We start from the raw sequence: 22,457 nt of genomic DNA, 5'->3' as shown, positions 1-22,457 counted from the left end.
GCTCTAAATAGGGCAACTTATCGGAACACTGAGCTACAAAAATATCTCCTTGATCAACAACATACCTGCGAGAAGGGGTAGGAGAGGCAAAGCCCGTGAGAGGGATTGAGATGAGGAGCAGCCTGCAAAACATGTGAGTTGCCATTCCGCGGCATCGTTTTTGTATTTGGGTTTTTGTATTTGGCTATCGTTCTTTAAGTTCAGTCATTTGTCTACGACAAAAATTTTCAAATTTATTGGCCTCAACAATTTCAAAAAAGGCGAAACTTTAAAAGCCACGCCTTTTTTATAATTTTTCCCGAATGCGTTTTGTTTGACTAAGTCGTTACGACATTGCTTTTTTCGTTGGCCTGCGCTCCAGAAGTTCTTTCAGGAACTGTCCGGTGTAAGAGCGCTCGACTTTCACAATATCTTCAGGACGGCCGACAGCAACGATTTCGCCGCCGCCATCGCCACCTTCCGGTCCAAGATCGATGATCCAGTCGGCGGTCTTGATCACTTCAAGATTGTGCTCGATAACTGCAACAGTATTTCCCTGATCGACAAGTTCATGCAGCACTTCAAGAAGTTTTGCGACATCATGGAAGTGAAGGCCCGTCGTCGGTTCATCCAGAATATAAAGTGTCCGGCCGGTTGCCTTGCGTGCCAGTTCCTTGGCGAGTTTTACGCGTTGCGCTTCACCACCGGAAAGGGTGGTCGCCTGTTGCCCGACCTTGACATAGCCAAGCCCGACCTTGACCAATGTATCCATCTTGTCGCGAATGGCAGGCACTGCTTGAAAAAACTCCGCCGCTTCATCCACTGTCATATCAAGAACATCGGCGATGGATTTACCTTTATAGGTGACTTCCAACGTTTCCCGATTATAGCGTTTGCCGTGACAGACATCACATGTCACATAAACATCCGGCAAAAAGTGCATTTCGATTTTTATGACACCGTCGCCCTGACAGGCTTCACAGCGCCCGCCCTTGACATTGAATGAAAAACGCCCCGCTTGATAACCACGGGCTTTTGCTTCCGGCAAACCGGCAAACCAGTCACGTATCGGGGTAAATGCACCGGTATAGGTTGCCGGATTCGAACGCGGCGTGCGCCCGATCGGTGACTGGTCAATATCGATCACCTTGTCGAGATATTCGAGCCCCTCAATTCGATCATGTTCGGCCGGATGTTCACGGCTTCCCATGATGCGCCGCGAGGCTGCTTTAAAAAGCGTCTCGATGAGGAATGTCGATTTCCCGCCACCTGAAACACCAGTGACACAGGTAAACGTTCCCAATGGAATATCGGCTGTAATATTCTTTAAATTGTTGCCTCTCGCACCCACAACACGCAATTTCTTTGTCTTGGAAATTTTGCGGCGCTCTGCAGGTACGGGAACGAACATTTTTCCTGAAAGATATTGGCCAGTGAGGGAAGCCGGATCATCCATAATATCTTTTGGCGTTCCTTGCGCAACAACTTTACCGCCGTTAACACCGGCAGCCGGACCAATATCGACAACATAATCAGCAGTCAGAATGGCGTCTTCATCATGTTCGACAACAATCACCGTATTGCCGAGATCACGTAGATGTTTAAGCGTTTCAAGAAGACGTGCGTTATCGCGCTGGTGCAATCCAATAGAGGGTTCATCAAGAACATAGAGAACGCCGGTTAGCCCTGAGCCGATTTGAGAAGCAAGCCGGATGCGCTGGCTTTCACCACCCGATAATGTACCGGAGGCGCGCGCTAGTGTGAGATATTCAAGCCCGACATCATTCAGAAATTTCAAACGGTCACGAATTTCTTTTAAAATGCGTGAAGCAATATTCTTCTGTTTTTCATTGAAGGTCTTGTCCACTTCCTGAAACCATTTATCGGCTTTGGAAATCGACATTTCGGACACTTCGCCAATATGAAGCTTGTTGATTTTTACGGCCAGAGCTTCCGGCTTCAACCGATAGCCTTTACATGCCGGACAAGGGGAAGACGACATATAACGCTCAATCTCTTCGCGCGACCAGGCTGAATCGGTTTCCTTCCAGCGCCGTTCCATATTCGGAATGACGCCTTCAAAATTTTTTGTCGCAGAATAGGAGCGCATACCGTCGTGATAGGTAAATGTCACTTCTTTCTTGCCGGTGCCATAAAGGATAGCATGACGGGCTTCTTCGGAAAGGTTTTTCCATTTGTCTGTGAGCTTGAAATGATAAGCTTTTCCAAGCGCTTCAAGTGTTTGGTTGTAATAAGGTGAAGAGGATTTCGACCACGGAGCAATAGCACCTGCTTTCAAAGACAAATTCTCGTCAGGAACCACCATTGCCGGATCAATCGCCTGTAGCGACCCCAAGCCGTCACAGGTAGGGCAAGCACCGAACGGATTGTTAAAAGAAAAAAGCCGTGGCTCTATTTCGGGAATTGTAAAGCCCGAGACAGGACAGGCGAACTTTTCGGAAAAGAGTAAACGTTCATGCGTATCATTTTTCGATTTATTGGCCGAACCACCGGCTGTCTGTTCTTTCGGGAGCGGTTTATCGGCAAGTTCGGCAACGGCCAATCCATCAGCGAGATGAAGACAGGTTTCAAGACTATCGGCAAGACGGGCAGAAATGTCGGGTTTTACGACAAGGCGGTCTACGACAACATCAATGTCGTGTTTGTATTTTTTATCGAGTTCCGGAACATCGGCAATCTCGTAAAAAACACCGTCGATTTTGACACGCTGGAAGCCCTTTTTAAGGAGATCGGCCATTTCCTTTTTATATTCGCCTTTGCGCCCGCGTACGAGCGGAGCCAGAATATAAAGTCGTGTTCCTTCAGAAAGTGCCAGAATGCGATCAACCATCTGGCTGACAGTCTGGCTTTCAATGGGTAACCCAGTGACGGGCGAATAGGGCACACCGACCCGCGCAAACAACAAGCGCATATAATCGTGAATTTCTGTCACCGTGCCGACAGTTGAACGCGGGTTTCGACTCGTGGTCTTTTGTTCAATGGAAATCGCCGGAGAGAGACCGTCAATCTGGTCAACATCCGGTTTTTGCATCATTTCCAGAAATTGTCTGGCATAGGCTGAAAGGCTTTCAACATATCGCCTTTGCCCTTCGGCATAGATCGTATCGAAAGCAAGCGAGGATTTACCCGATCCCGAAAGACCAGTCATGACAATCAATTTGTCTCTCGGCAAATCAAGATCAATGTTCTTTAAATTGTGTTGGCGGGCACCACGTATTGAAATATATTTCTGATCGGACATATTTGGCCTTGCGGGGAAAGAACAAAAATGGAACACTCGCTTTCAAATAGGTGAGATGGTCGAAAATTGCAATGGTAAGATTTGGCCTAACCAAATAACAGAAAAAGAAGTTCTGTGGAAATCGGACGAATAAAACAGGCTTTTTTGCCCCAAGCGTGAAAATAGATTATATGGTGGCAAATTAAGCTTTAGCATTTAATTTTCGGCTTTTTGCCGCGTGGTTTGGAGTTTTTATAATGGCAGGCAGTGTTAACAAGGTCATTCTGATTGGTAATCTCGGTGCAGATCCGGAAATTCGCAGGATGAATTCTGGCGATCAAGTGGCAAGTTTGCGCATTGCAACGTCGGATACGTGGCGTGACCGTAATACAGGCGAGCGTCGCGAGCGGACAGAATGGCACAGCGTTGTCATTTTTAACGAAAATCTGGTCAAGGTTGTCGAGCAATATCTTAAAAAAGGCGCGAAAGTTTATATTGAGGGGCAGTTGCAAACCCGCAAATGGCAGGATCAGAACGGTAACGACCGTTACACAACCGAGATTGTTTTGCAAAAATATCGCGGTGAATTGCAAATGCTTGATAGCCGCGGCGAAGGTGGCGGCAGCCGTCAGCAGGTGAGCGATCAATCCGGCGGTTTTGGCGGTGGCTACGGCAATTCCGATCAGGGCGGGAACAACCAATCTGGAAGCAATTTTTCGCGTCAGCTTGATGACGATGTTCCGTTTTGAGGCTCTGGTTTTTGAACGGTCATCTTGAGTTGCGATTGCCATTTAATGCATTGTCGTGATGTTCCTTGAACCTCATTTGCCTAACTCAAAAAATTGAAAAAGCTCCCCGTTTTCATTGTTTTCAAGCGAATCGCAGCTTTTGGGAATAAGTGAAGCAGGGAGTTTTTATCAGGCTGCGACTTTTATTTCTAAGACGTCTTGCCATAGAAAATAAAGCCGATATTCCAATATGTAAGATTGGCTGGATGTATAGCCTATTCCGAAACTGTCTTGCCGGATTGTCACTCGTGTTTTCCAAAGTGTTTTGAACATGTCTTTGTTTCGGGCGTGTCCGGCAGTTTTTCATGAAAATTGGAGCGGCAACCAGCCACATGCGCAACAATCCTGAAATGATGCGCGAAAAGGCGTTTGGTGGCGATGCGGTTTCACACAATATGGAAGAGAGCCAAAATCCCGTTGGCGACGAATTGCACGGCAAGAGCTGCAAGGATGACACCGAACAGGCGGGTCAGTATTGTTCTACCCGTTTCACCAAGAAGTCGGTCAATCGGGTGGGCAAGAAGCATGAAGCCATAACAGACAATCACCGAAATCAGAATAACAAAACAGGAAACCAGAGTGCCGACGAATCCGGGGTTTTTGCTGGCCATCAGAATGGTGGCCGAGATCGCGCCGGGACCGGCAATCATCGGTATAGCAAGCGGGAAGGCTGCAATATTGTGAATATGATCTTTGGTGACGGCGGTTTTGACAGATTTCTGTTTTCTTGCCGAACGTTTTTCAAAAATCATCTCGAAAGCAATCGCAAATAATAGAATACCACCGGCAATCTGGAATGCACCGAGCGAGATGCCCAAACCTTCCAATATTGCACCGCCGATAAGCGCGAAAGCAAGCAGGATAACATAAGAAATGACAGACGCAGCAATGGCTGTGGACTTGCGTTCCATATGCGTCATGTCACGCGTGAGGCCTAAGAAAATAGGCACGAGACCTACAGGGTCAATTGTAACCAGTAATGTGATAAACGCATTTAGCAACAAACCTGCATCGAACATGATTGTCACTCCTTGGTGCGCCATCATTCGGTATGTGCCAAAATCCGGGGCTGTTGAAAACATTCATTTCTGCTCTCATGGCACAAATTCAACATAAAGTCATCCACCGATTTTTCTCGTAGCTAACTAACACACTGAAAATAATAGCCAAATCAATACATGCAAAGACAAGAGAAATTGGCTTTTCGGGGCATTTTTCGTTATAAAGGAAGGGCTGATTCTATTAAGGAAGTTGTGTAGCCGTGAACGATCAAATTGTACCACCAGATTCAGGAAATCCGAACGGTATTGAACCGGTCAATATTGTAGAGGAAATGGAGCGCTCTTACCTCGATTATGCGATGAGCGTCATCGTATCGCGTGCGCTGCCTGATGTTCGCGACGGTATGAAGCCGGTGCATCGACGCATTCTCTATGCGATGAACCAGATGGGGCTTTCTTTCAATAAGCCTTATCGTAAATCTGCCGGTGTTGTCGGCGAGGTGATGGGTAAATTCCACCCGCATGGCGATTCGTCTATCTATGATGCGCTGGTCCGTATGGCACAGGATTTTTCGCTGCGCGTTCCGCTTATTGACGGGCAGGGGAACTTCGGGTCGATTGATGGTGATCCGCCGGCAGCTATGCGTTACACCGAATGTCGGCTGGAAAAAGTTTCCGATAGTCTGCTTTATGACATCGACAAAGAGACTGTCGATTTTCAGGATAATTATGATGGCCGCGAGCAGGAACCGATTGTTCTTCCGGCACGTTTCCCGAACCTTCTTGTGAATGGTTCGGGCGGTATTGCGGTTGGTATGGCCACCAATATTCCGCCGCACAATCTTGGTGAAATTGTCGATGGTTGCGTTGCTCTCATTGATAATCCTGCCATAACACTTGACGAAATGCTCAAGATCATACCGGGGCCGGATTTCCCGACTGGCGGGATTATCCTCGGGCGTGCGGGCATACGTTCGGCTTATGAAACCGGACGCGGCTCGCTCATCATGCGCGCCAAAGTCGATATTGAAGAAATCCGCAATGACCGGCAGGCCATCGTTGTTACTGAAATTCCCTATCAGGTGAATAAAGCGACAATGGTTGAAAAAATTGCCGAGCTTGTTCGTGAAAAACGGATTGAGGGCATTTCGGATTTACGCGATGAATCCGATCGTGAAGGCTATCGCGTTGTGATCGAGCTGAAGCGCGATGCCGTTGCCGATGTCGTTTTGAACCAGCTTTATCGCTACACGCCTTTGCAAACCTCTTTCGGCTGCAATATGGTGGCATTGAATGGCGGTAAGCCTGAACAGATGACTCTCCTTGATATGCTCAAGGCCTTTGTTCTGTTCCGTGAAGAAGTTGTTACACGGCGTACCAAGTTTTTACTGCGCAAAGCACGTGAACGTGCCCATGTTTTGGTTGGTCTGGCAATTGCTGTTGCCAATATTGACGAAGTCATCCAGCTTATCCGTAATGCACCGGACCCGCAAACCGCGCGTGACCAGTTGATGACACGCCGTTGGCCGGCTGCAGAAGTCCGTCACCTTATCGAATTGATTGACGACCCGCGTCACATTATTCACGAGGATAACACCTATAATCTTTCGGAAGAGCAGGCACGTGCCATCCTTGATTTGCGCTTGCAACGCCTGACAGCTTTGGGACGTGACGAGATTGCCGACGAGCTCAATAAAATCGGCGCGGAAATTACAGATTATCTTGATATTCTGGGTTCCCGTTTGCGTGTTTTGACAATTGTCAAAGACGAATTGATGGCTGTTCGCAACGAATTTGCCACGCCGCGTCTTACTTCATTTGGCTCCGGTGGTGCCGAAATGGATGATGAGGACTTGATTGCACGTGAGGAAATGGTCGTCACTGTAAGCCATAGCGGTTATATCAAGCGCGTTCCGCTCAACACCTATCGGGCGCAACATCGCGGTGGTAAAGGCCGCTCCGGCATGACAACAAAGGACGAGGATTTTGTAACCCGTCTGTTTGTTGCCAATACGCATGCGCCGGTTCTGTTCTTCTCTTCACGCGGCATTGTTTACAAGGAAAAAGTTTGGCGTTTGCCGGTGGGAACCCCTCAATCGCGTGGCAAGGCGCTCATCAATCTTCTGCCTTTGCAGCAGGGTGAACGCATCACCACAATCATGCCATTGCCGGAGGACGAGGAAAGCTGGAGCGAACTTGATGTCATGTTTGCAACAACACGTGGCACGGTGCGTCGAAACAAGCTTTCCGACTTTGTACAAGTTAACCGCAATGGTAAAATTGCAATGAAATTCGACGATGATGAAGATGAAATTCTGTCTGTCGATACCTGTACAGAAAATGACGATGTGGTTTTGACCACTGCTGACGGTCAATGTATCCGTTTTGCCGTTTCCGATGTTCGTGTCTTTGCCGGTAGAAATTCCATTGGCGTGCGCGGTATCAATCTCGGTGAAGGTGATAAAGTCATTTCAATGGCTATTCTGGAGCATGTCGAAGCAACGCCAGCCGAACGGTCGGCTTATCTCAAACGCGCCGTTGCCGAACGTCGTGCGGCTGGTAACGATAGCGATGATGTAACAATCAGTGACGAGGAAGAAGCAACAGGCGATGCCGAGCTTAGCGACGCACGTTATAATGAACTTTCTCAACATGAACAGATGCTGTTGACGGTAAGTCAGTTCGGTTATGGCAAACGTTCTTCATCCTACGAGTTCAGAATCTCCGGTCGCGGCGGCAAGGGGATAAGAGCGACTGATCCATCAAAGACAGCTGAAATCGGCAAGCTGGTTGCAGCTTTCCCAGTTGAAGAAAACGACCAGATCATGCTTGTTTCGGATGGCGGTAAACTCATCCGCGTTCCGGTGGCAGGAATTCGCATTGCAGGACGTTCGACAAAAGGTGTCACGATTTTCGATACAGCCGAAAACGAAAAAGTTGTTTCGGTTGAACGTATCTCTGAATCGGAAGAGGACGATAGCGACGTTGACGAAACTGTGCCGAATGATGACAACAGTTCGTCAGGCAATTCTGATACGCAAACGGATGATTGAATAATCAAGTCATAGCAAGATGGCTGACGGGAGGTGAAAGATGAAAGTGGCAATTTTTGCTGGCTCGTTTGACCCGATTACCAATGGCCATCTTGACGTTTTGCGTGGTGCCTTTAGAGTGGCTGACAAAGTTGTCGTTGCTATTGGCATCCACCCGAGCAAAGCCCCGCTTTTTACGTTTGAAGAACGTAAGAAATTGATCGAAACCGTTGCCAAGACTATTTTGAAAGACACTGAAAAGCGTTTGGAAGTTATTTCCTTCGACAATCTGCTGGTTGATAAAGCACGCGAGATCGGCGCAAATTTTATTATACGCGGTTTGCGTGATGGCACGGATTTCAACTATGAAATGCAACTTGCCGGCATGAACAGGGCGTTGGCACCTGAAATACAGACATTATTCTTACCGGCAGCCGATACGGTTCGTTCAATTTCTGCTACTCTTGTTCGTCAAATTGCGTTGATGAGGGGGGATGTTTCGCCCTTTGTTCCCGAAAATGTTGCATTGGCGTTAACAAAAAAATTCAAATCATAAATGGAGAAAGATCTTGGTTCGTAAACTTTTGGGCATTATGGCCGTTCTGTTTGCACTTTTTTCGCTTGCCCCCGTGGCTTTTGCTGCAGGTGGAGAAAATCTGATATTAACACTGAAAGATGGTGATGTAACAATCCGGTTGCGGCCTGATCTTGCTCCCAAACATGTTGCGCAAATTGAAAAGCTCACCAAAGAAGGTGCTTATGATAATGTTGTCTTCCATCGGGTTATTCCGGGCTTTATGGCGCAGACCGGCGATGTAAAATTCGGCAAAAAAGGCAGCTCTGAATTCAATATTCGTCGTGCCGGCATGGGTGGGTCACAATATCCCGACCTTGCAGCAGAATTTTCCAAAGTCCCCTTCAAACGCGGCACAGTTGGAATGGCACGTTCGCAAGACCCGAATTCGGCCAATTCCCAGTTCTTCATCTGTTTTGATGATGCGTCTTTCCTCAATGGCCAATACACGGTTGTTGGTGAAGTGGTAAAAGGCATGGATGTCGTTGATAAAATCAAAAAAGGGCGGGCAGATAATAACGGTTCGGTTGCTGATCCCGACGTCATTATAAAAGCACGTATAGAGGCTACAAAATAAAGGAAAAGAAATGGCTGAGATTAAAGATCCGGAAAATACTCTGATATTGGAAACGACAAAGGGCGATGTGGTTATAGAATTATTGCCTGATGTTGCACCCGAACATGTCAAGAGAATTAAAGAATTAACCTGTGAAGGTGCTTATGACAACGTGGTTTTTCACCGCGTGATAGACGGCTTTATGGCACAGACCGGCGATGTCGAATTTGGCAAAAAGGGTGGCAAGAAATTCAATGCAGCGCGAGCAGGTATGGGCGGATCCGACAAGCCCGATCTTAAAGCCGAGTTTTCCAATGTTCCACACAAGCGCGGCACTGCCTCTATGGCACGCAGTCAAAATCCGAATTCGGCAAATTCCCAGTTTTTTATCTGTTTTGAGGATGCTCCGTGGCTCAATCGGCAATATACGGTTTGGGGACAGGTCATTGAAGGCATGGAAAATGTCGACAAGCTCAAAAAAGGCGAGCCTGTTAGCGATCCTGACAGCATTGTTAAAGCAACAATTGCTGCGGATAAAAAATAATTTTCAAGGCTCGACACAGTTGTTCGGAAGCTTTCATTTATAAAACTTGAAAAAAGGTGTTCTGATAAAATTCGGAACACCTTTTGTTTTTTTTAAACGTGAAATTCCGGCACATGGAAGTTGTTGCTCTTTCTAAAAATAAGGGCGATATAACCTTCATGAAATGATTCATTTATTATATTTAAAACTTTGATTATTATGAAAAAAATACGATTGTGATTCTTATCTATCGCTATCGTCCCGCACTATGTTGTCTAAGATAAATGGCATCGGGAATGAACGGATAACGGACAACCAAAAGCTTAAATGTAAAAGTGATTTTGCGCGGCGCTAAAAACCGGATTTTCATTATTTTTCTTATGTAAAATATGCTGATATTCATTCGGTTTATTGCAGGGAAAGCTCCCGAATAACCTGACTAGAATATATCCGGCTTCAATGCATTTCCTGATGTTTTCCGAAAGCCTCCGCCATTTTTCATTTTAATCCGAACTTGACGCTAACTTACCTGTGGAAGTTGAAATGCCCTTTTAGTGTTTTGACAGAAACACTTGATAAAAACACGATTTTTAGCCCGAAAAATCGCGTTATATCCGCATTCCTTTTTTGAAGATACTCTGTGACAAATGACAGAATTAATCGCCGAAAACCGCTTCACACTTTTCGGAAAATAGGTTTTTAGTTGCGCATTTTTGATTCCGAAAACCGCTTCACACTTTTCGGAAAATGCTTTAGTAAAAAGCCATTACCAAGTATCCTTGGCAAGGCCTCCATAAAGGTTGGTCTTTTAATCTGATATAACAGTGCGACAAGCCTTATCCGCTTGTCCGATTTATGAATGTGCGTGCGCTCTTATGCAAGTTGATCTTTTTGATTTCGAGTTACCTGAAAAACAAATCGCTTTGCGACCTGCTGTGCCGCGAGAAAGTGCCCGTCTTTTACACGTCGGAAAAGGCGGGTGTCTTGAAGATCTACATGTGCGCGATTTACCCTCACTTCTCAACAAAGGCGACGCACTGGTTTTCAATGACACCAAGGTTATAAAAGCCCAACTACAGGGAGAACGGCGGCGCGGTGCAGCCATTGCCCATATTGGCGCAACACTTCATAAACGCGTAAGCCCCAATGAGTGGCTTGCTTTTGTTCGTCCGGCCAAACGTTTAAAAATTGGCGAAACAATTGTGTTCAACAAGCAGGATAGAAGCCTTGGCGATGACGACAAGCTTATTGCCACAGTTCGCGAAAAAGGTGAAAACGGCGAAATGCTGTTGGAATTCGATAAATCGGGAGCAGAGCTTGATCGTGAAATCGCGCTTATCGGCCACATGCCATTGCCACCTTATATTGCTTTGAAACGGGGCGAGGACAAGCGTGACGAAACCGATTACCAGACCGTTTATGCACGTGAAGAGGGGGCCGTCGCGGCACCAACGGCTGGACTTCATTTTACCAAGGATTTGATGCAACAGATCAAAGATCGGGGTGTTGAAGAATACTTTGTAACGCTCCATGTCGGCGCAGGCACATTTTTACCTGTCAAAGTTGACGATACAAAAGATCATAAAATGCATTCCGAAATTGGTCATATAGACCAACAAACGGCAGATGCATTAATGGCTGTGAAAAAACGCGGTAACAGGGTGATTGCTGTTGGCACAACGGCTATGCGACTTCTGGAAAGTGCTGCGGATGAAAACGGTCAACTTGATGCGTGGGCCGATTCAACTGATATTTTTATAACACCAGGTTATCATTTCCGTTTTGTCGATTGCCTGATGACCAATTTCCACTTGCCGCGCTCGACATTATTCATGCTTGTATCGGCTTTTAGCGGGCTTGATGAAATGAAACACGCCTATCAACATGCTATCGAAACAGGCTATCGTTTTTATTCTTATGGCGATACAAGTTTTCTGGAACGAAAAGATTAGGAACAATGAGCGAAACCTTCACCTTCAAGAAAATTACTGAAGATGGTCACGCGCGGCGTGGCGAAATTACAATGCCGCGCGGCAAAGTCCGCACACCTGCTTTTATGCCGGTAGGAACCGCCGGTTCGGTGAAGGCAATGTATATGGAGCAGGTCGAAGAACTTGGTGCCGATATCATACTCGGCAATACTTATCACCTGATGTTGCGCCCTGGTGCCGAACGTATTGCAAGATTGGGCGGCCTTCATGTTTTTGCTCGTTGGCCAAAACCTATTTTAACTGACTCCGGCGGTTTTCAGGTTATGTCGCTTGCAGGGCTTAGAAAATTGACCGAAAAGGGCGTGACCTTCCAATCGCATATTGATGGTGCGCGTTATGAGCTGACACCGGAACGGTCGATCGAAATACAGTGCCTTCTTGATTCCGACATCCAGATGCAACTCGACCAATGCGTTGCCTTGCCTGCCTCATTCAAAGAAATGGAAAAGGCAATGGAATTGTCTTTACGCTGGGCAGAACGTTGCAAAACGGCTTTTGGAGATCAGCCGGGCAAGGCCATGTTCGGTATCGTTCAGGGTGGGGATAATGCAAGTTTGCGGGAACGGTCGGCTCATGCTTTGAAGGATCTTGATTTGAAAGGCTATTCCATTGGTGGCCTGGCGGTAGGTGAGCCGCAAAATGTCATGATGGATATGCTTGATGTGACCTGCTCGATTTTGCCGCAAGATAAACCGCGTTATTTGATGGGTGTTGGTACACCTGATGATATTTTAAAAAGTGTGGCCCATGGCGTTGATATGTTTGATTGTGTCATGCCGACAAGGGCAGGCCGACATGGTTTGGCATTTACCAGATTTGGTAAAATCAATTTGAGAAATGCAAAACATGCCGAAGATCCGCGCCCGTTAGACCCCCAATCTCCCTGTCCGGCAGCACGGGATTATAGCCGTGCTTATCTTCACCATCTTGTAAAAGCGGGTGAACCATTGGCCGGAATGGTGATCACGTGGAACAATCTCGCTTTTTATCAGCAATTGATGCAAGGTATAAGAGACGCGATCGAAGCACATCGTTATGCCGATTTTGTAGCCGAAGTGACAGATGAGTGGAACAGGGGCGATAGAGCAGATTGATTTAAAAAGCTCTACTCAATTGAATTTCTCTCGTTGTATTCATTTTCAGAGTTCCTATATTTAAAAAATGAAAATATCTGTCCTTGATCTATGTCCCGTGCCTGAGGGAAGTTCGGTTGCCCAGGCGTTAAAAAATTCAATAGCTCTTGCCAAACATGTGGATGAGCTAGGGTTTCCTCGTATTTGGTACGCTGAACATCACAACATGACCGGCATTGCAAGCGCTGCAACGGCGGTTGTAATGGGGCAGATTCTTGCCTCGACCAATAAAATCGTTGTTGGTGCGGGCGGCGTTATGCTTCCCAACCATTCTCCGCTCGTCATTGCCGAACAATTTGGCACTCTTGAAGCACTCTATCCGAACAGGGTTGAACTCGGATTAGGTCGTGCTCCGGGCACAGACCAGATGACAGCCAGAGCCTTGAGACGCTCGCTTGATAGCAACCCGAATGATTATCCCCGCGATGTTGTCGAATTGCTTGATTATTTTAAAGATGCCGAGCCTCAGCAACAATTGCGCGCAGTTCCGGGGGCAGGTTTGCATGTGCCAGTCTGGATTTTGGGGTCGAGCCTTTATGGGGCGCAGCTTGCGGCAGTTCTGGGCTTGCCTTATTCATTTGCCTCGCATTTTGCACCGGCCGAGCTTTATCGCGCGCTCAAAGTTTACCGCGATAATTTCCAACCGTCGGAATATCTTGATAAACCCGTTGCAATGGTTGCGGCAAATGTTGTGGTTGCTGAAACGGATGACGAAGCAAAGTTTCTATTTTCTTCCCAACAACAATCCTTTGTCAATTTACGGACAGGGCGTGCCGGTCCATTACCAAAACCGGTTATGAATTATGTTGATAATCTGCCTTTCAATCACCGCTTGGTGCTTGAACAATCTTTGTCCTGCTCTGTGGTCGGTTCATCTGAAACAGTCGCGCAGGGGCTTAAAAAACTGATAGCCGATACGAAAGCAGACGAGTTGATTGTTACCAGTCCGATTTGGGATAATAAAAAACGCATGGATTCATTCACGCTTCTTGCCCGAATCATTAAAGATTTATGATTTTTAATCACTCTATGAGCAAGCGGTAGAGCCCTTAATAACCGAGCGCTAATGGTCGCAGATTTGTGGGGTTAAAATCATTTATTTCCAAAATGCACAGCCGGCGTTTTTATTTGGGTTGAAGCTGTCTTACAGAGCTATCAATGCGCCGTTTTCTGAAAAGATGTGGAAGAACCGGAAAGTCATCTTTTCTCAACCCGTAAAGCAGGCTAGAAATGCGTAAAACTGCGCAAGCGGTGGCCCGTTTACGCAGTTTTATCTTACGCATTTTCCGGACGATACTCATACACGTGTCCGGAATTACACCTCTGGTACGCACTACCTGATCCAGAGAGAAACAAAGTGTTTTTGTTTCTGGAGCCTTTGTAGATCAACAATGTTAATCACGGGTTAGCGAACACTTAATGAAGTATGAAAATCGCTATTTTTTTGAAAAAAAATTGCGATTTTTTTATCGGTAAAGGGTGATTGATTTGGCACGTGCATTGATGTTTCAGGGCACAGGTTCCGATGTCGGAAAAACAGTTCTTGTTGCCGGCTTTTGCCGTTTGGCCTCCCGCAAGGGCATCAAGGTAATGCCGTTCAAACCGCAAAATATGTCGAACAACGCTGCGGTTGCCGATGATGGCGGCGAGATTGGGCGTGGTCAATGGCTGCAAGCTTTTGCGTCACATGAAAAACCGTCCGTTCATATGAATCCGGTTTTATTGAAACCGCAAAGTTCGACCGGTTCCCAAATCATTGTACAGGGCAAGCTTTCGGGTTTTGCAAAAGGTGCCGATTATCAAAAAATGAAGGGTGAACTTCTTGATCGGGTAATGGAATCTTATGCCCGATTGAAGGAGAGATGCGATTTGGTGCTGGTGGAGGGGGCGGGCTCACCGGCAGAAATCAATTTGCGCCATGGTGATATTGCCAATATGGGGTTTGCCCGAAGCGCCGATGTGCCGGTCGTATTGATTGGTGACATTGACCGCGGTGGTGTGATCGCTTCACTTGTCGGCACCGCAACAATTCTTGATCGTGAAGACCGTGCAATGGTCTGCGGTTATCTCATTAATAAATTTCGTGGGGATTTGAGCCTTTTTGATGATGGAATCAAAGCAATCCGGAATTTTACCGGCTGGCCTTGTCTCGGTGTAATCCCGTGGCTTGAAGGGGCAAGCCTGTTGCCTCCTGAAGATTCGATGGCACTCGAACATAGAGAGCCGAAAAAACACGGCAAAGTAAAAATAGCTGTACCGGTTTTACCCCATATTGCCAATTTTGATGATCTCGACCCGTTGGCCCACGAAAGGGATGTTGAAATTGTCTTTGTCCGGAGGGGTGAGCGTTTTCCAACCGATAGCGATATTATTATCCTTCCCGGTTCCAAATCGACCATAGCGGATATGATTGCTCTTCGTGAAAATAAGTGGGATGGGGAGATTATCGCACACGCTAAAAAAGGCGGAATGGTTATCGGCATTTGCGGTGGATTCCAGATTCTGGGCAGGAAAATTTTTGATCGCGATTCTCTGGAAGGAAACGTTACCGAAATAGACGCGCTTGGCCTGCTTGATATGGTAACAAAAATAGGGGAACGAAAACTCACGCGCAATAGTAATGCTGTTCATCTTGCAAGTGGCCTTCCGCTCAGAGGTTATGAAATCCATATGGGCAAAAGCTTTGGTCCCGATTGTCGCCATGCCCCTTTGCAAATAAACAATGTCGAAGACGGGGCAGCCTCGCCCGATGGAAAGATTTGGGGAACCTATCTCCATGGTTTATTTTCGGCAGATGCTTTCCGTCATTATTTTATCGGAAATTTTGGTGCAAAGCCGGATGCATCCGGACATTTTGAAAAAATTGATAATGCGCTCGATAAGATTGCCGATGAACTGGAAAAGGCTGTCGACATAAACGCGCTTTTTCGGCTTGCACGATAAAGTTTAAGCAGCTATCTCTATAAATAGCCGGTTTTTTGCAAAAGAATTTGCGAAAAATAAACTGGACTTTCAGGAAGTGGACCCAATTCGGGCATTTCATTCGAACCGGTCAGTCAAATTATTGTATTTAAGAATGGGCTAGAAATCCGGTTTCGGTTTGTGTTCTCATCATTCAAGAACTCTGATTCTGTATCAGAGGCATGAAGCCGGTTTTCAGCTTTCTTTGTAAAGTGATGAATGTCTATTCCGTAAATGGAGGAGTTTTTTGGCAAAGATAACATTGATTCTTGGCGGTACGCGTTCGGGAAAGTCGGTTTTTGCCGAAAATTATGTGTTGTCTGCCAATAAAGTACCGGTCTATCTCGCAACGGCAGAAATTTTCAATGAAGAGATGGGAAAACGGGTCGACATACATCGCTCACGCCGAGAGACGGGTTGGATCAATGTTGAAGAACCGATTGATCTTATAGGCGAGATCCAAAAACACAATAATGAACAAAAGATCATCCTTATTGATTGTCTCAGCGTTTGGCTTGGCAATTTATTGGAGCATCACAGGAACGTTGAAACAGAAATAGCAAAGCTTGTTGATGGTCTTGCAAAGCTTGAAGTAGAAACGGTTTTTGTTTCGAGCGAGGTAGGACTCGGCATCGTGCCGGACAACAAGCTTGCGCGTGAATTCAGTGATTATGCCGGTCTCATGAACCAGAAAATTGCAACTATAGCAGAAACGGTGTTTTTTGTTGCGGCTGGTCTGCCGCTTAAGTTGAAAGGCTAAGTTTGATGTCGGAACAAAAATTTTTACAGAGCAAAATCCCAACCACCGTCATAACCGGATTTTTGGGTTCCGGAAAAACCACAATGATCAGGCATTTATTGGAAAATGCGCAAGGCAAACGCATTGCTCTCATCATTAACGAATTCGGTGAACTTGGCGTGGATGGTGGTTTGCTCAAAGGTTGCGGCCTTGATAATTGCCATGATGATGATCTCATTGAACTTAATAATGGCTGCATCTGTTGCACGGTTGCCGAAGAATTTATTCCGACTATGACCAAACTTCTCGAGCGCGAGGATAGACCTGATCATATTGTGATCGAAACATCAGGTTTGGCACTTCCCCAGCCGCTTGTTGCAGCCTTCAATTGGCCTGAAATCAAAACGCAGGTGACCGTTGACGGAGTGATTACCGTGATTGACGCTCCGGCGGTGGCCGAAGGCCGGTTTGCCGATGATATTGACAAAATCAATGCCGAACGGGCCCAAGATAATTCGATCACCCATGAAAGCCCGCTCGAAGAATTGTTTGAAGACCAAATTCATGCGGCTGATCTTATCGTCCTCAACAAGGTCGACCTTATCGACGAGGACACGCTTGATAATGTGCGCAATATCATTTCGAGCCATAGCGACAGAGTTCCCCAAATGGTCACATCGAGTTTCGGCAGTATCGGAACCGATCTTATATTGGGGCTTGGCGTCGGTACCGAGAGCGATATTGAAAACCGCAAATCCCACCATGAAATGAACCATGCGAAAGGCGTTCCCCATAACCACGACGAATTCAAAAGCTTTGTCGTCAATGCACCATCAATCCATGATCCGAAGGCTTTGATCGAACGGTTGAAAACGATCATTGAAGAAAATGATATTTTGCGCCTCAAAGGTTTTGTCAATGTGGTTGGAAAGCCGATGCGTCTTGTTGTTCAAGCCGTCGGTCAGCGGATTGATTCCTATTTTGATCGCCCCTGGCAAAAAAACGAAGAGCATAAAAGCCATCTTGTTGTTATCGGCCTTCACGAGATCGACGAGGAGAAGGTGCGCAAAACTATTGAAGCGCTTGATGTCTGATGCATTTGCTTCTTGCCCAGAAGGGAACCATAGCCGAACAGGACAAAGCGATTGATCTTGGACAGTCGCCGGCCGATGTTATTTTTCTTTCGGCGGCTGACACCGAATTGGCAAGCCTTTCGGTTGCAAAAGCCGCATTGAAGAAAACAACGTCTTCGCTGAGGCTTGTCAATTTGCTTTCGCTTTCACATCCCATGTCGGTCGACACCTATGTCGAAAAAACCGCGTCATATGCGAAATTGATTGTGTTGCGCGTGATAGGCGGCGAAAGTTATTGGCCTTATGGCTTGCAAGTCCTCCACTCGCTGGCACTGGAAAAGAATATCAAACTGGTGGTCTTGCCCGGTGACGATAAAGTAGACGAAAATTTGCAAAAATTTTCTACTGTTGCCGAAGAGGATTGCCGCAATCTTTGGCACTATCTCATTGAAGCGAGCGCGCAAAATATGCGCTCCTTTCTTGAATATTGCGATTATTTGCTGGGTCGCCACGAAAAGCCTGTCGAGGCGATCCCCTTGATGAAGGCAGGCCTTTGGTCTCCGGATGACCCGCCGTTAACTGTTGATGATCTCGTAAAACGTCACAATGCCACCCATAAACCGGTTGTGGCGATCTGTTTTTATCGTGCATTGGTGCAGAGCGGGCAAACAGCGAGCGTCGAAGCACTTATTGATGCTCTTCAAAAACGCGGCTTAATCCCACTGCCGATTTTTGTTTCAAGTCTCAAAGATGAATTGAGTGTCGCAATTGTCGATTCAATTTTTGACCGGCTTTCTCCCGATATTGTGTTGAATGCAACAGGCTTTGCGGTTTCAAACGGGCATACGGGACGAAAACCTACCGTGCTCGAAAAGCGCGGCGCAATGGTTTTGCAGGTGGTTTTTGCCGGAAGCAGCAAAGAGCAATGGGAAAAAGACGGTCGTGGCTTGACCGCCCGTGACCTTGCCATGAATGTTGCGCTTCCGGAAGTTGATGGACGCGTATTCACTCGCGCTGTGTCTTTCAAATCGGCAGTGGAATTTGATGACGAGACAGAATGTAATGTTGTCGTCCATAAACCTTTGAAAGACAGGGTCGATTTTGTTGCAGAGCTCACAAAAAACTGGGTAAGACTGCGCAATAAGAAGCCACATGAGCGCCATATTGCCATAGTCATGGCCAATTATCCGGGAGGCGATGGTCGCTTGGGGCACGGTGTCGGGCTTGATACACCGGCCGCCATGATTGTGACGCTTAAAGCCATGAAAAACCAAGGCTACGAAATAGAAAATATTCCGGAAAATGGCAATGAGCTCATGCGGTTGATGATTGAAGGTCCAACCAATGAAGGGGTGAAGGGAAGGATAGTCCGGACAGCGCTTTCTTTGAGTCTTTACAAGAAGTTCTTTCAATCGCTTGATAAAAAGATTCAAGATGAAGTGACTGCACGCTGGGGTGCGCCGGAAGACGATGCCTATGTGGTTGACAATGGATTGGCCTTGCCGGTTTTAATGGTGGGGGAAACGGTTGTCGGATTACAGCCGGAACGCGCATTCGGAATGGATGCAAAGCAAGTCTACCACGCACCCGACATTGTTCCCACCCATCATTATCTCGCATTCTATTTCTGGCTCCGTTTTGTTTATAAAGCCGATGCCATCATCCATATGGGTAAACACGGCAATCTTGAATGGCTTCCGGGAAAAGCTTTGGCACTCTCGAACCATTGCTATCCTGAAGTTGCTCTTGGACCGATGCCGCATATCTATCCGTTTATTGTTAACGACCCCGGTGAAGGGACACAGGCAAAACGACGCTCTTCTGCCGTTATCATTGACCATCTGACCCCGCCTTTGACACGCGCGGAAAGTTATGGCCCGTTAAAAGATCTGGAAGGGCTTGTTGATGAATATTATGAGGCCTCAGGCGTTGACCCGCGCCGTCTCGTAAAGCTCAAAGGCGAAATACTTGATCTGGTGCGGCTCACCGGTCTCAATCATGATGCCGGAATTGAAGACCATGATAGCGATGATCTGGCACTTGAGAAACTTGATGCCTTTTTGTGTGATCTTAAAGAATTGCAAATCAGGGACGGGCTACATATTTTTGGTAAAGCGCCTTCCGGAGAACAATTGGAAAATCTCCTTGTTGCAACGGCTCGTGTGCCTCGCGGCGAGGGGGAAAACGGCAGTTTACACCGCGCTATCGCCGATGATCTCGGACTTGCTTTCGACCCGCTTGATTGTGTTTTTTCAGAAAAATGGCAAGGTGAAAAGCCTGAAATATTGAAGGGCATGACCGACAGCCTATGGCGCACAAATGGTGACACGGTTGAACGGATTGAACTTCTGGCGCTGGCGCTGGTGTCGGGAAAGATCACTCTTCCGCAAAACTTCATGAAAACAGCGCCAATTCTTAAAAATATTGAAGAAACATTGCGGCCATTGATTTTAAGTTGCGGCAAGGCAGAAATTGACGGGCTTTTAACCGCTCTTGACGGGCATTTTGTCGAGCCGGGTCCATCCGGTGCCCCGACACGCGGGCGGCCGGATGTATTTCCGACAGGGCGCAACTTTTTTTCGGTCGATACAAGGGCAGTGCCCACACAGTCGGCTTGGCAATTGGGTAAAAAATCGGCCGAGCTTCTCATTATCCGCTATGTGCAGGATCACGGTGATTGGCCGAAGGCTTTCGGCCTTACCGCTTGGGGAACCGCCAATATGCGTACCGGTGGCGACGATATTGCGCAGGCTCTGGCACTTATCGGCGTCAAACCTTTGTGGGATGCGGCATCCCGCCGTGTGACCGGTGTCGAAGTTATTCCTGTAGCAATTCTCGGGCGGCCACGTGTTGACGTGACATTAAGGATTTCCGGCTTCTTCCGCGATGCATTTCCCGAACAGATAGCCTTGTTCGATCAGGCGGTGCGTCTCGTTGCCTCGCTTGACGAGGAGGAAGAGGATAATCCGCTCCATGCGCATTATTTGAAAGACGTAAAAACGCTGACGGCCGCCGGAAAAACCGCAAAAGAGGCAGAAAGAGAAGCCGGTTTTCGTGTTTTCGGCGCTCGACCGGGTGTCTATGGAACAGGCGTTCAGGAGCTTCTCGACAAGGGCGAATGGAATGACCGTAACGATCTTGGCAAAGCGTGGATTGCCCATTCTTCTTTTGCTTACGGTAAGGAAGACGGGGTGGCTGCCCAAAATATGCTTGAAAACCGGCTTCATCATATCAATGCGGTTGTCCAAAATCAGGATAATCGCGAACATGATCTTCTCGATTCCGGTGAATATTATGCCTTTGAAGGGGGCATGGCTTCGGCGGTTGCTGATAAGCAGGGGGCTTTTCCGAAAGTCTATCACAATGATATGTCGCGCCCCGAACGGCCAATGATAAAAACATTGCAGGAAGAAATCGGGCGGACACTCCGCGGGCGGGCTGTTAATCCCAAATGGATAAAAGGGGTTATGCAACACGGCTTTAAAGGTGCGGTCGAAATGGCTGCAACGGTTGATTATCTCTTTGCTTTTTCGGCTACAACAAATGCCGTATCCAACGAACAATTCGAAGCGATTTATAATGCCTATATCGACGACGAGACTGTGCGGAATTTTTTAATCGGAAACAATCCTGCAGCTTTAAGAGAAATGGCACATAAACTTGAACAGGCAATCCGGAGAGAGTTATGGAAACCGCGCTCCAATTCTGCTTTGTTTGAACTGGAAGAACTACAGAAAGGCTCGATAAGATGGACGCCAAGGAAAAGCTGACGGAAGCGGAATTAAATGCCCGTCATGCCGAAAAAATGAAAAAGAAAGAGGCTGCGCGCAAAAAAATAGAAGCCGGTAAAACCAAAGAAAAAGGTCTTCTCATTGTTCATACGGGCAAGGGCAAAGGCAAGACAACGGCTGCTTTCGGTATGGTTTTTCGTGCTCTCGGCCAGAATATGAGGGTTGGCGTTGTGCAGTTTGTCAAGGGATTACGCCAAACCGGCGAGCGTATCGCACTTGAAAAATTTGGCGATCAGGTGCGCGTTTATGCCCATGGTGAAGGCTTTACATGGGAAACGCAGGATCGTGAAAAAGACATTGCCGAAGCGCGAAAAGCATGGAACATTGCCAAGGATATGATCCTCGACGACACCACGGATATGGTGCTTTGTGACGAGTTGAATATCGTATTGCGCTATGATTATTTACCTTTGGAAGAAGTGCTTGATGTATTATCGAAGCGACCTTTCATGAAGCATGTTATCATTACCGGTCGCAATGCACGAAATGAATTGATTGAGGCTGCCGATCTGGTGACAGAAATGGAATTGGTCAAACACCCGTTCCGTTCCGGCATAAAAGGACAGAAGGGGATAGAATTCTGATGACCGCAACCTGGCAGTTCTGGGCATTTCTTTCAGCAATTTTTGCGGCTTTAACAGCGATTTTTGCAAAAGTAGGTATAAGCGGTATTAATTCCGATTTTGCCACTTTGATAAGAACAATCGTTATCATCGCCGCATTGTGTCTCTTTTTAAGCATTACCGGACAATGGCAACGTCCGGGAGCTATTCCGGCAAAATCATGGGTTTTCCTTGTTTTATCAGGGCTTGCCACGGGTGCTTCATGGCTTGCCTATTTTCGCGCTCTGCAATTGGGAGATGCTTCCCATGTTGCCCCGATAGACAAATTGTCGGTTATTTTTGTTGCCATTTTCGGCGTTACTTTTCTTGGTGAAAAACTGACAGCCATCAATTGGACCGGCGTCGTGCTGATCGGCGCAGGCGTTATTTTGCTGGCATTAAAATTTTAGAAGAGCATAATTGTTCTGCCTTTAAAACCGGTTCAGCAGGTTTATGCAAACCGGTTTTTCTTT

At 46.9% G+C, this 22,457-nt stretch carries 16 protein-coding genes; 14 read left to right on the top strand and 2 right to left on the bottom strand.

Features of this window, described 5'->3' with window-relative positions; translation table 11 throughout:
- Positions 1-325 precede the first annotated feature (325 nt).
- Positions 326-3,241: an excinuclease ABC subunit UvrA gene (gene uvrA / locus H3S83_RS08070; protein ID WP_198239388.1), complete on the bottom strand. Its 2,916-nt coding sequence runs from the start codon at positions 3,239-3,241 to the stop codon at positions 326-328.
- A 236-nt stretch (positions 3,242-3,477) separates the two neighbouring features.
- On the opposite strand from uvrA, the gene H3S83_RS08065 reads away from it, so the two are divergent.
- Positions 3,478-3,969, top strand: coding sequence for a single-stranded DNA-binding protein (locus tag H3S83_RS08065; protein WP_198239387.1), 492 nt, complete (start codon positions 3,478-3,480; stop codon positions 3,967-3,969).
- Between the two features lie 425 nt (positions 3,970-4,394).
- Here H3S83_RS08065 and H3S83_RS08060 read toward each other — a convergent pair whose 3' ends face one another.
- Entirely contained in the window at positions 4,395-5,027 is a 633-nt protein-coding gene (locus H3S83_RS08060) for a MarC family protein (RefSeq protein WP_077973562.1), read from the bottom strand.
- Between the two features lie 242 nt (positions 5,028-5,269).
- Here H3S83_RS08060 and gyrA point away from each other — a divergent pair, with 242 nt between their 5' ends.
- The 13 genes from gyrA (at position 5,270) to H3S83_RS07995 (ending at position 22,394) form a co-directional block, all read left to right on the top strand.
- Positions 5,270-8,062, top strand: coding sequence for a DNA gyrase subunit A (gene gyrA / locus H3S83_RS08055; protein WP_370541343.1), 2,793 nt, complete (start codon positions 5,270-5,272; stop codon positions 8,060-8,062).
- Between the two features lie 40 nt (positions 8,063-8,102).
- Complete coding sequence (gene coaD / locus H3S83_RS08050; RefSeq protein WP_198239386.1) at positions 8,103-8,597, top strand: pantetheine-phosphate adenylyltransferase; 495 nt, start codon at positions 8,103-8,105, stop codon at positions 8,595-8,597.
- A 37-nt stretch (positions 8,598-8,634) separates the two neighbouring features.
- On the top strand, positions 8,635-9,192 hold the full coding sequence (locus H3S83_RS08045) for a peptidylprolyl isomerase (RefSeq protein ID WP_198239688.1): 558 nt from the start codon (positions 8,635-8,637) through the stop codon (positions 9,190-9,192).
- Positions 9,193-9,202: 10 nt separating this feature from the next.
- Entirely contained in the window at positions 9,203-9,715 is a 513-nt protein-coding gene (locus H3S83_RS08040) for a peptidylprolyl isomerase (protein WP_198239385.1), read from the top strand.
- An 854-nt stretch (positions 9,716-10,569) separates the two neighbouring features.
- On the top strand, positions 10,570-11,646 hold the full coding sequence (gene queA, locus H3S83_RS08035) for a tRNA preQ1(34) S-adenosylmethionine ribosyltransferase-isomerase QueA (protein ID WP_198239384.1): 1,077 nt from the start codon (positions 10,570-10,572) through the stop codon (positions 11,644-11,646).
- A gap of 5 nt (positions 11,647-11,651) precedes the next feature.
- Entirely contained in the window at positions 11,652-12,779 is a 1,128-nt protein-coding gene (gene tgt, locus H3S83_RS08030) for a tRNA guanosine(34) transglycosylase Tgt (RefSeq protein WP_198239383.1), read from the top strand.
- A 67-nt stretch (positions 12,780-12,846) separates the two neighbouring features.
- Positions 12,847-13,833 carry an LLM class flavin-dependent oxidoreductase gene (locus H3S83_RS08025; protein ID WP_198239382.1) on the top strand — a complete coding sequence of 329 codons (987 nt, stop codon included), beginning with the start codon at positions 12,847-12,849 and terminating at the stop codon, positions 13,831-13,833.
- Positions 13,834-14,306: 473 nt separating this feature from the next.
- On the top strand, positions 14,307-15,761 hold the full coding sequence (locus tag H3S83_RS08020; RefSeq protein ID WP_198239381.1) for a cobyric acid synthase: 1,455 nt from the start codon (positions 14,307-14,309) through the stop codon (positions 15,759-15,761).
- 265 nt (positions 15,762-16,026) lie between these two features.
- The gene (gene cobU / locus H3S83_RS08015) at positions 16,027-16,539 is read left to right on the top strand and encodes a bifunctional adenosylcobinamide kinase/adenosylcobinamide-phosphate guanylyltransferase (RefSeq protein WP_198239380.1); all 513 of its coding nucleotides are present in this window, start codon (positions 16,027-16,029) and stop codon (positions 16,537-16,539) included.
- 5 nt (positions 16,540-16,544) lie between these two features.
- The gene (gene cobW, locus H3S83_RS08010; protein ID WP_077971754.1) at positions 16,545-17,612 is read left to right on the top strand and encodes a cobalamin biosynthesis protein CobW; all 1,068 of its coding nucleotides are present in this window, start codon (positions 16,545-16,547) and stop codon (positions 17,610-17,612) included.
- Entirely contained in the window at positions 17,612-21,361 is a 3,750-nt protein-coding gene (cobN, locus tag H3S83_RS08005; protein ID WP_198239379.1) for a cobaltochelatase subunit CobN, read from the top strand. Before cobW ends, cobN begins: the two co-directional genes overlap by 1 nt.
- Complete coding sequence (gene cobO, locus H3S83_RS08000; RefSeq protein WP_198239378.1) at positions 21,340-21,966, top strand: cob(I)yrinic acid a,c-diamide adenosyltransferase; 627 nt, start codon at positions 21,340-21,342, stop codon at positions 21,964-21,966. Before cobN ends, cobO begins: the two co-directional genes overlap by 22 nt.
- Entirely contained in the window at positions 21,966-22,394 is a 429-nt protein-coding gene (locus H3S83_RS07995; protein WP_077971747.1) for an EamA family transporter, read from the top strand. The genes cobO and H3S83_RS07995 overlap by 1 nt, the downstream gene beginning before the upstream one ends.
- Positions 22,395-22,457: the final 63 nt, after the last annotated feature.

It is taken from the genome of Bartonella sp. W8122 (assembly GCF_016102485.1).
Taxonomy (GTDB): Bacteria; Pseudomonadota; Alphaproteobacteria; order Rhizobiales; family Rhizobiaceae; genus Bartonella; species Bartonella apihabitans.
This window is presented reverse-complemented; position numbering and strand designations above follow the sequence as displayed.

What these genes read in the sequence shown, in the direction of transcription:
- H3S83_RS08025 (WP_198239382.1), top strand. Translation starts at nt 12,847, where the DNA reads ATGAAAATATCTGTCCTTGATCTATGTCCCGTGCCTGAGGGAAGTTCG.
- cobW (WP_077971754.1), top strand. Translation starts at nt 16,545, where the DNA reads ATGTCGGAACAAAAATTTTTACAGAGCAAAATCCCAACCACCGTCATA.
- H3S83_RS08040 (WP_198239385.1), top strand. Translation starts at nt 9,203, where the DNA reads ATGGCTGAGATTAAAGATCCGGAAAATACTCTGATATTGGAAACGACA.
- cobN (WP_198239379.1), top strand. Translation starts at nt 17,612, where the DNA reads ATGCATTTGCTTCTTGCCCAGAAGGGAACCATAGCCGAACAGGACAAA.
- tgt (WP_198239383.1), top strand. Translation starts at nt 11,652, where the DNA reads ATGAGCGAAACCTTCACCTTCAAGAAAATTACTGAAGATGGTCACGCG.
- H3S83_RS08065 (WP_198239387.1), top strand. Translation starts at nt 3,478, where the DNA reads ATGGCAGGCAGTGTTAACAAGGTCATTCTGATTGGTAATCTCGGTGCA.
- H3S83_RS07995 (WP_077971747.1), top strand. Translation starts at nt 21,966, where the DNA reads ATGACCGCAACCTGGCAGTTCTGGGCATTTCTTTCAGCAATTTTTGCG.
- coaD (WP_198239386.1), top strand. Translation starts at nt 8,103, where the DNA reads ATGAAAGTGGCAATTTTTGCTGGCTCGTTTGACCCGATTACCAATGGC.
- queA (WP_198239384.1), top strand. Translation starts at nt 10,570, where the DNA reads ATGCAAGTTGATCTTTTTGATTTCGAGTTACCTGAAAAACAAATCGCT.
- H3S83_RS08045 (WP_198239688.1), top strand. Translation starts at nt 8,635, where the DNA reads ATGGCCGTTCTGTTTGCACTTTTTTCGCTTGCCCCCGTGGCTTTTGCT.
- H3S83_RS08060 (WP_077973562.1), bottom strand. Translation starts at nt 5,027, where the DNA reads ATGTTCGATGCAGGTTTGTTGCTAAATGCGTTTATCACATTACTGGTT.
- uvrA (WP_198239388.1), bottom strand. Translation starts at nt 3,241, where the DNA reads ATGTCCGATCAGAAATATATTTCAATACGTGGTGCCCGCCAACACAAT.
- cobO (WP_198239378.1), top strand. Translation starts at nt 21,340, where the DNA reads ATGGACGCCAAGGAAAAGCTGACGGAAGCGGAATTAAATGCCCGTCAT.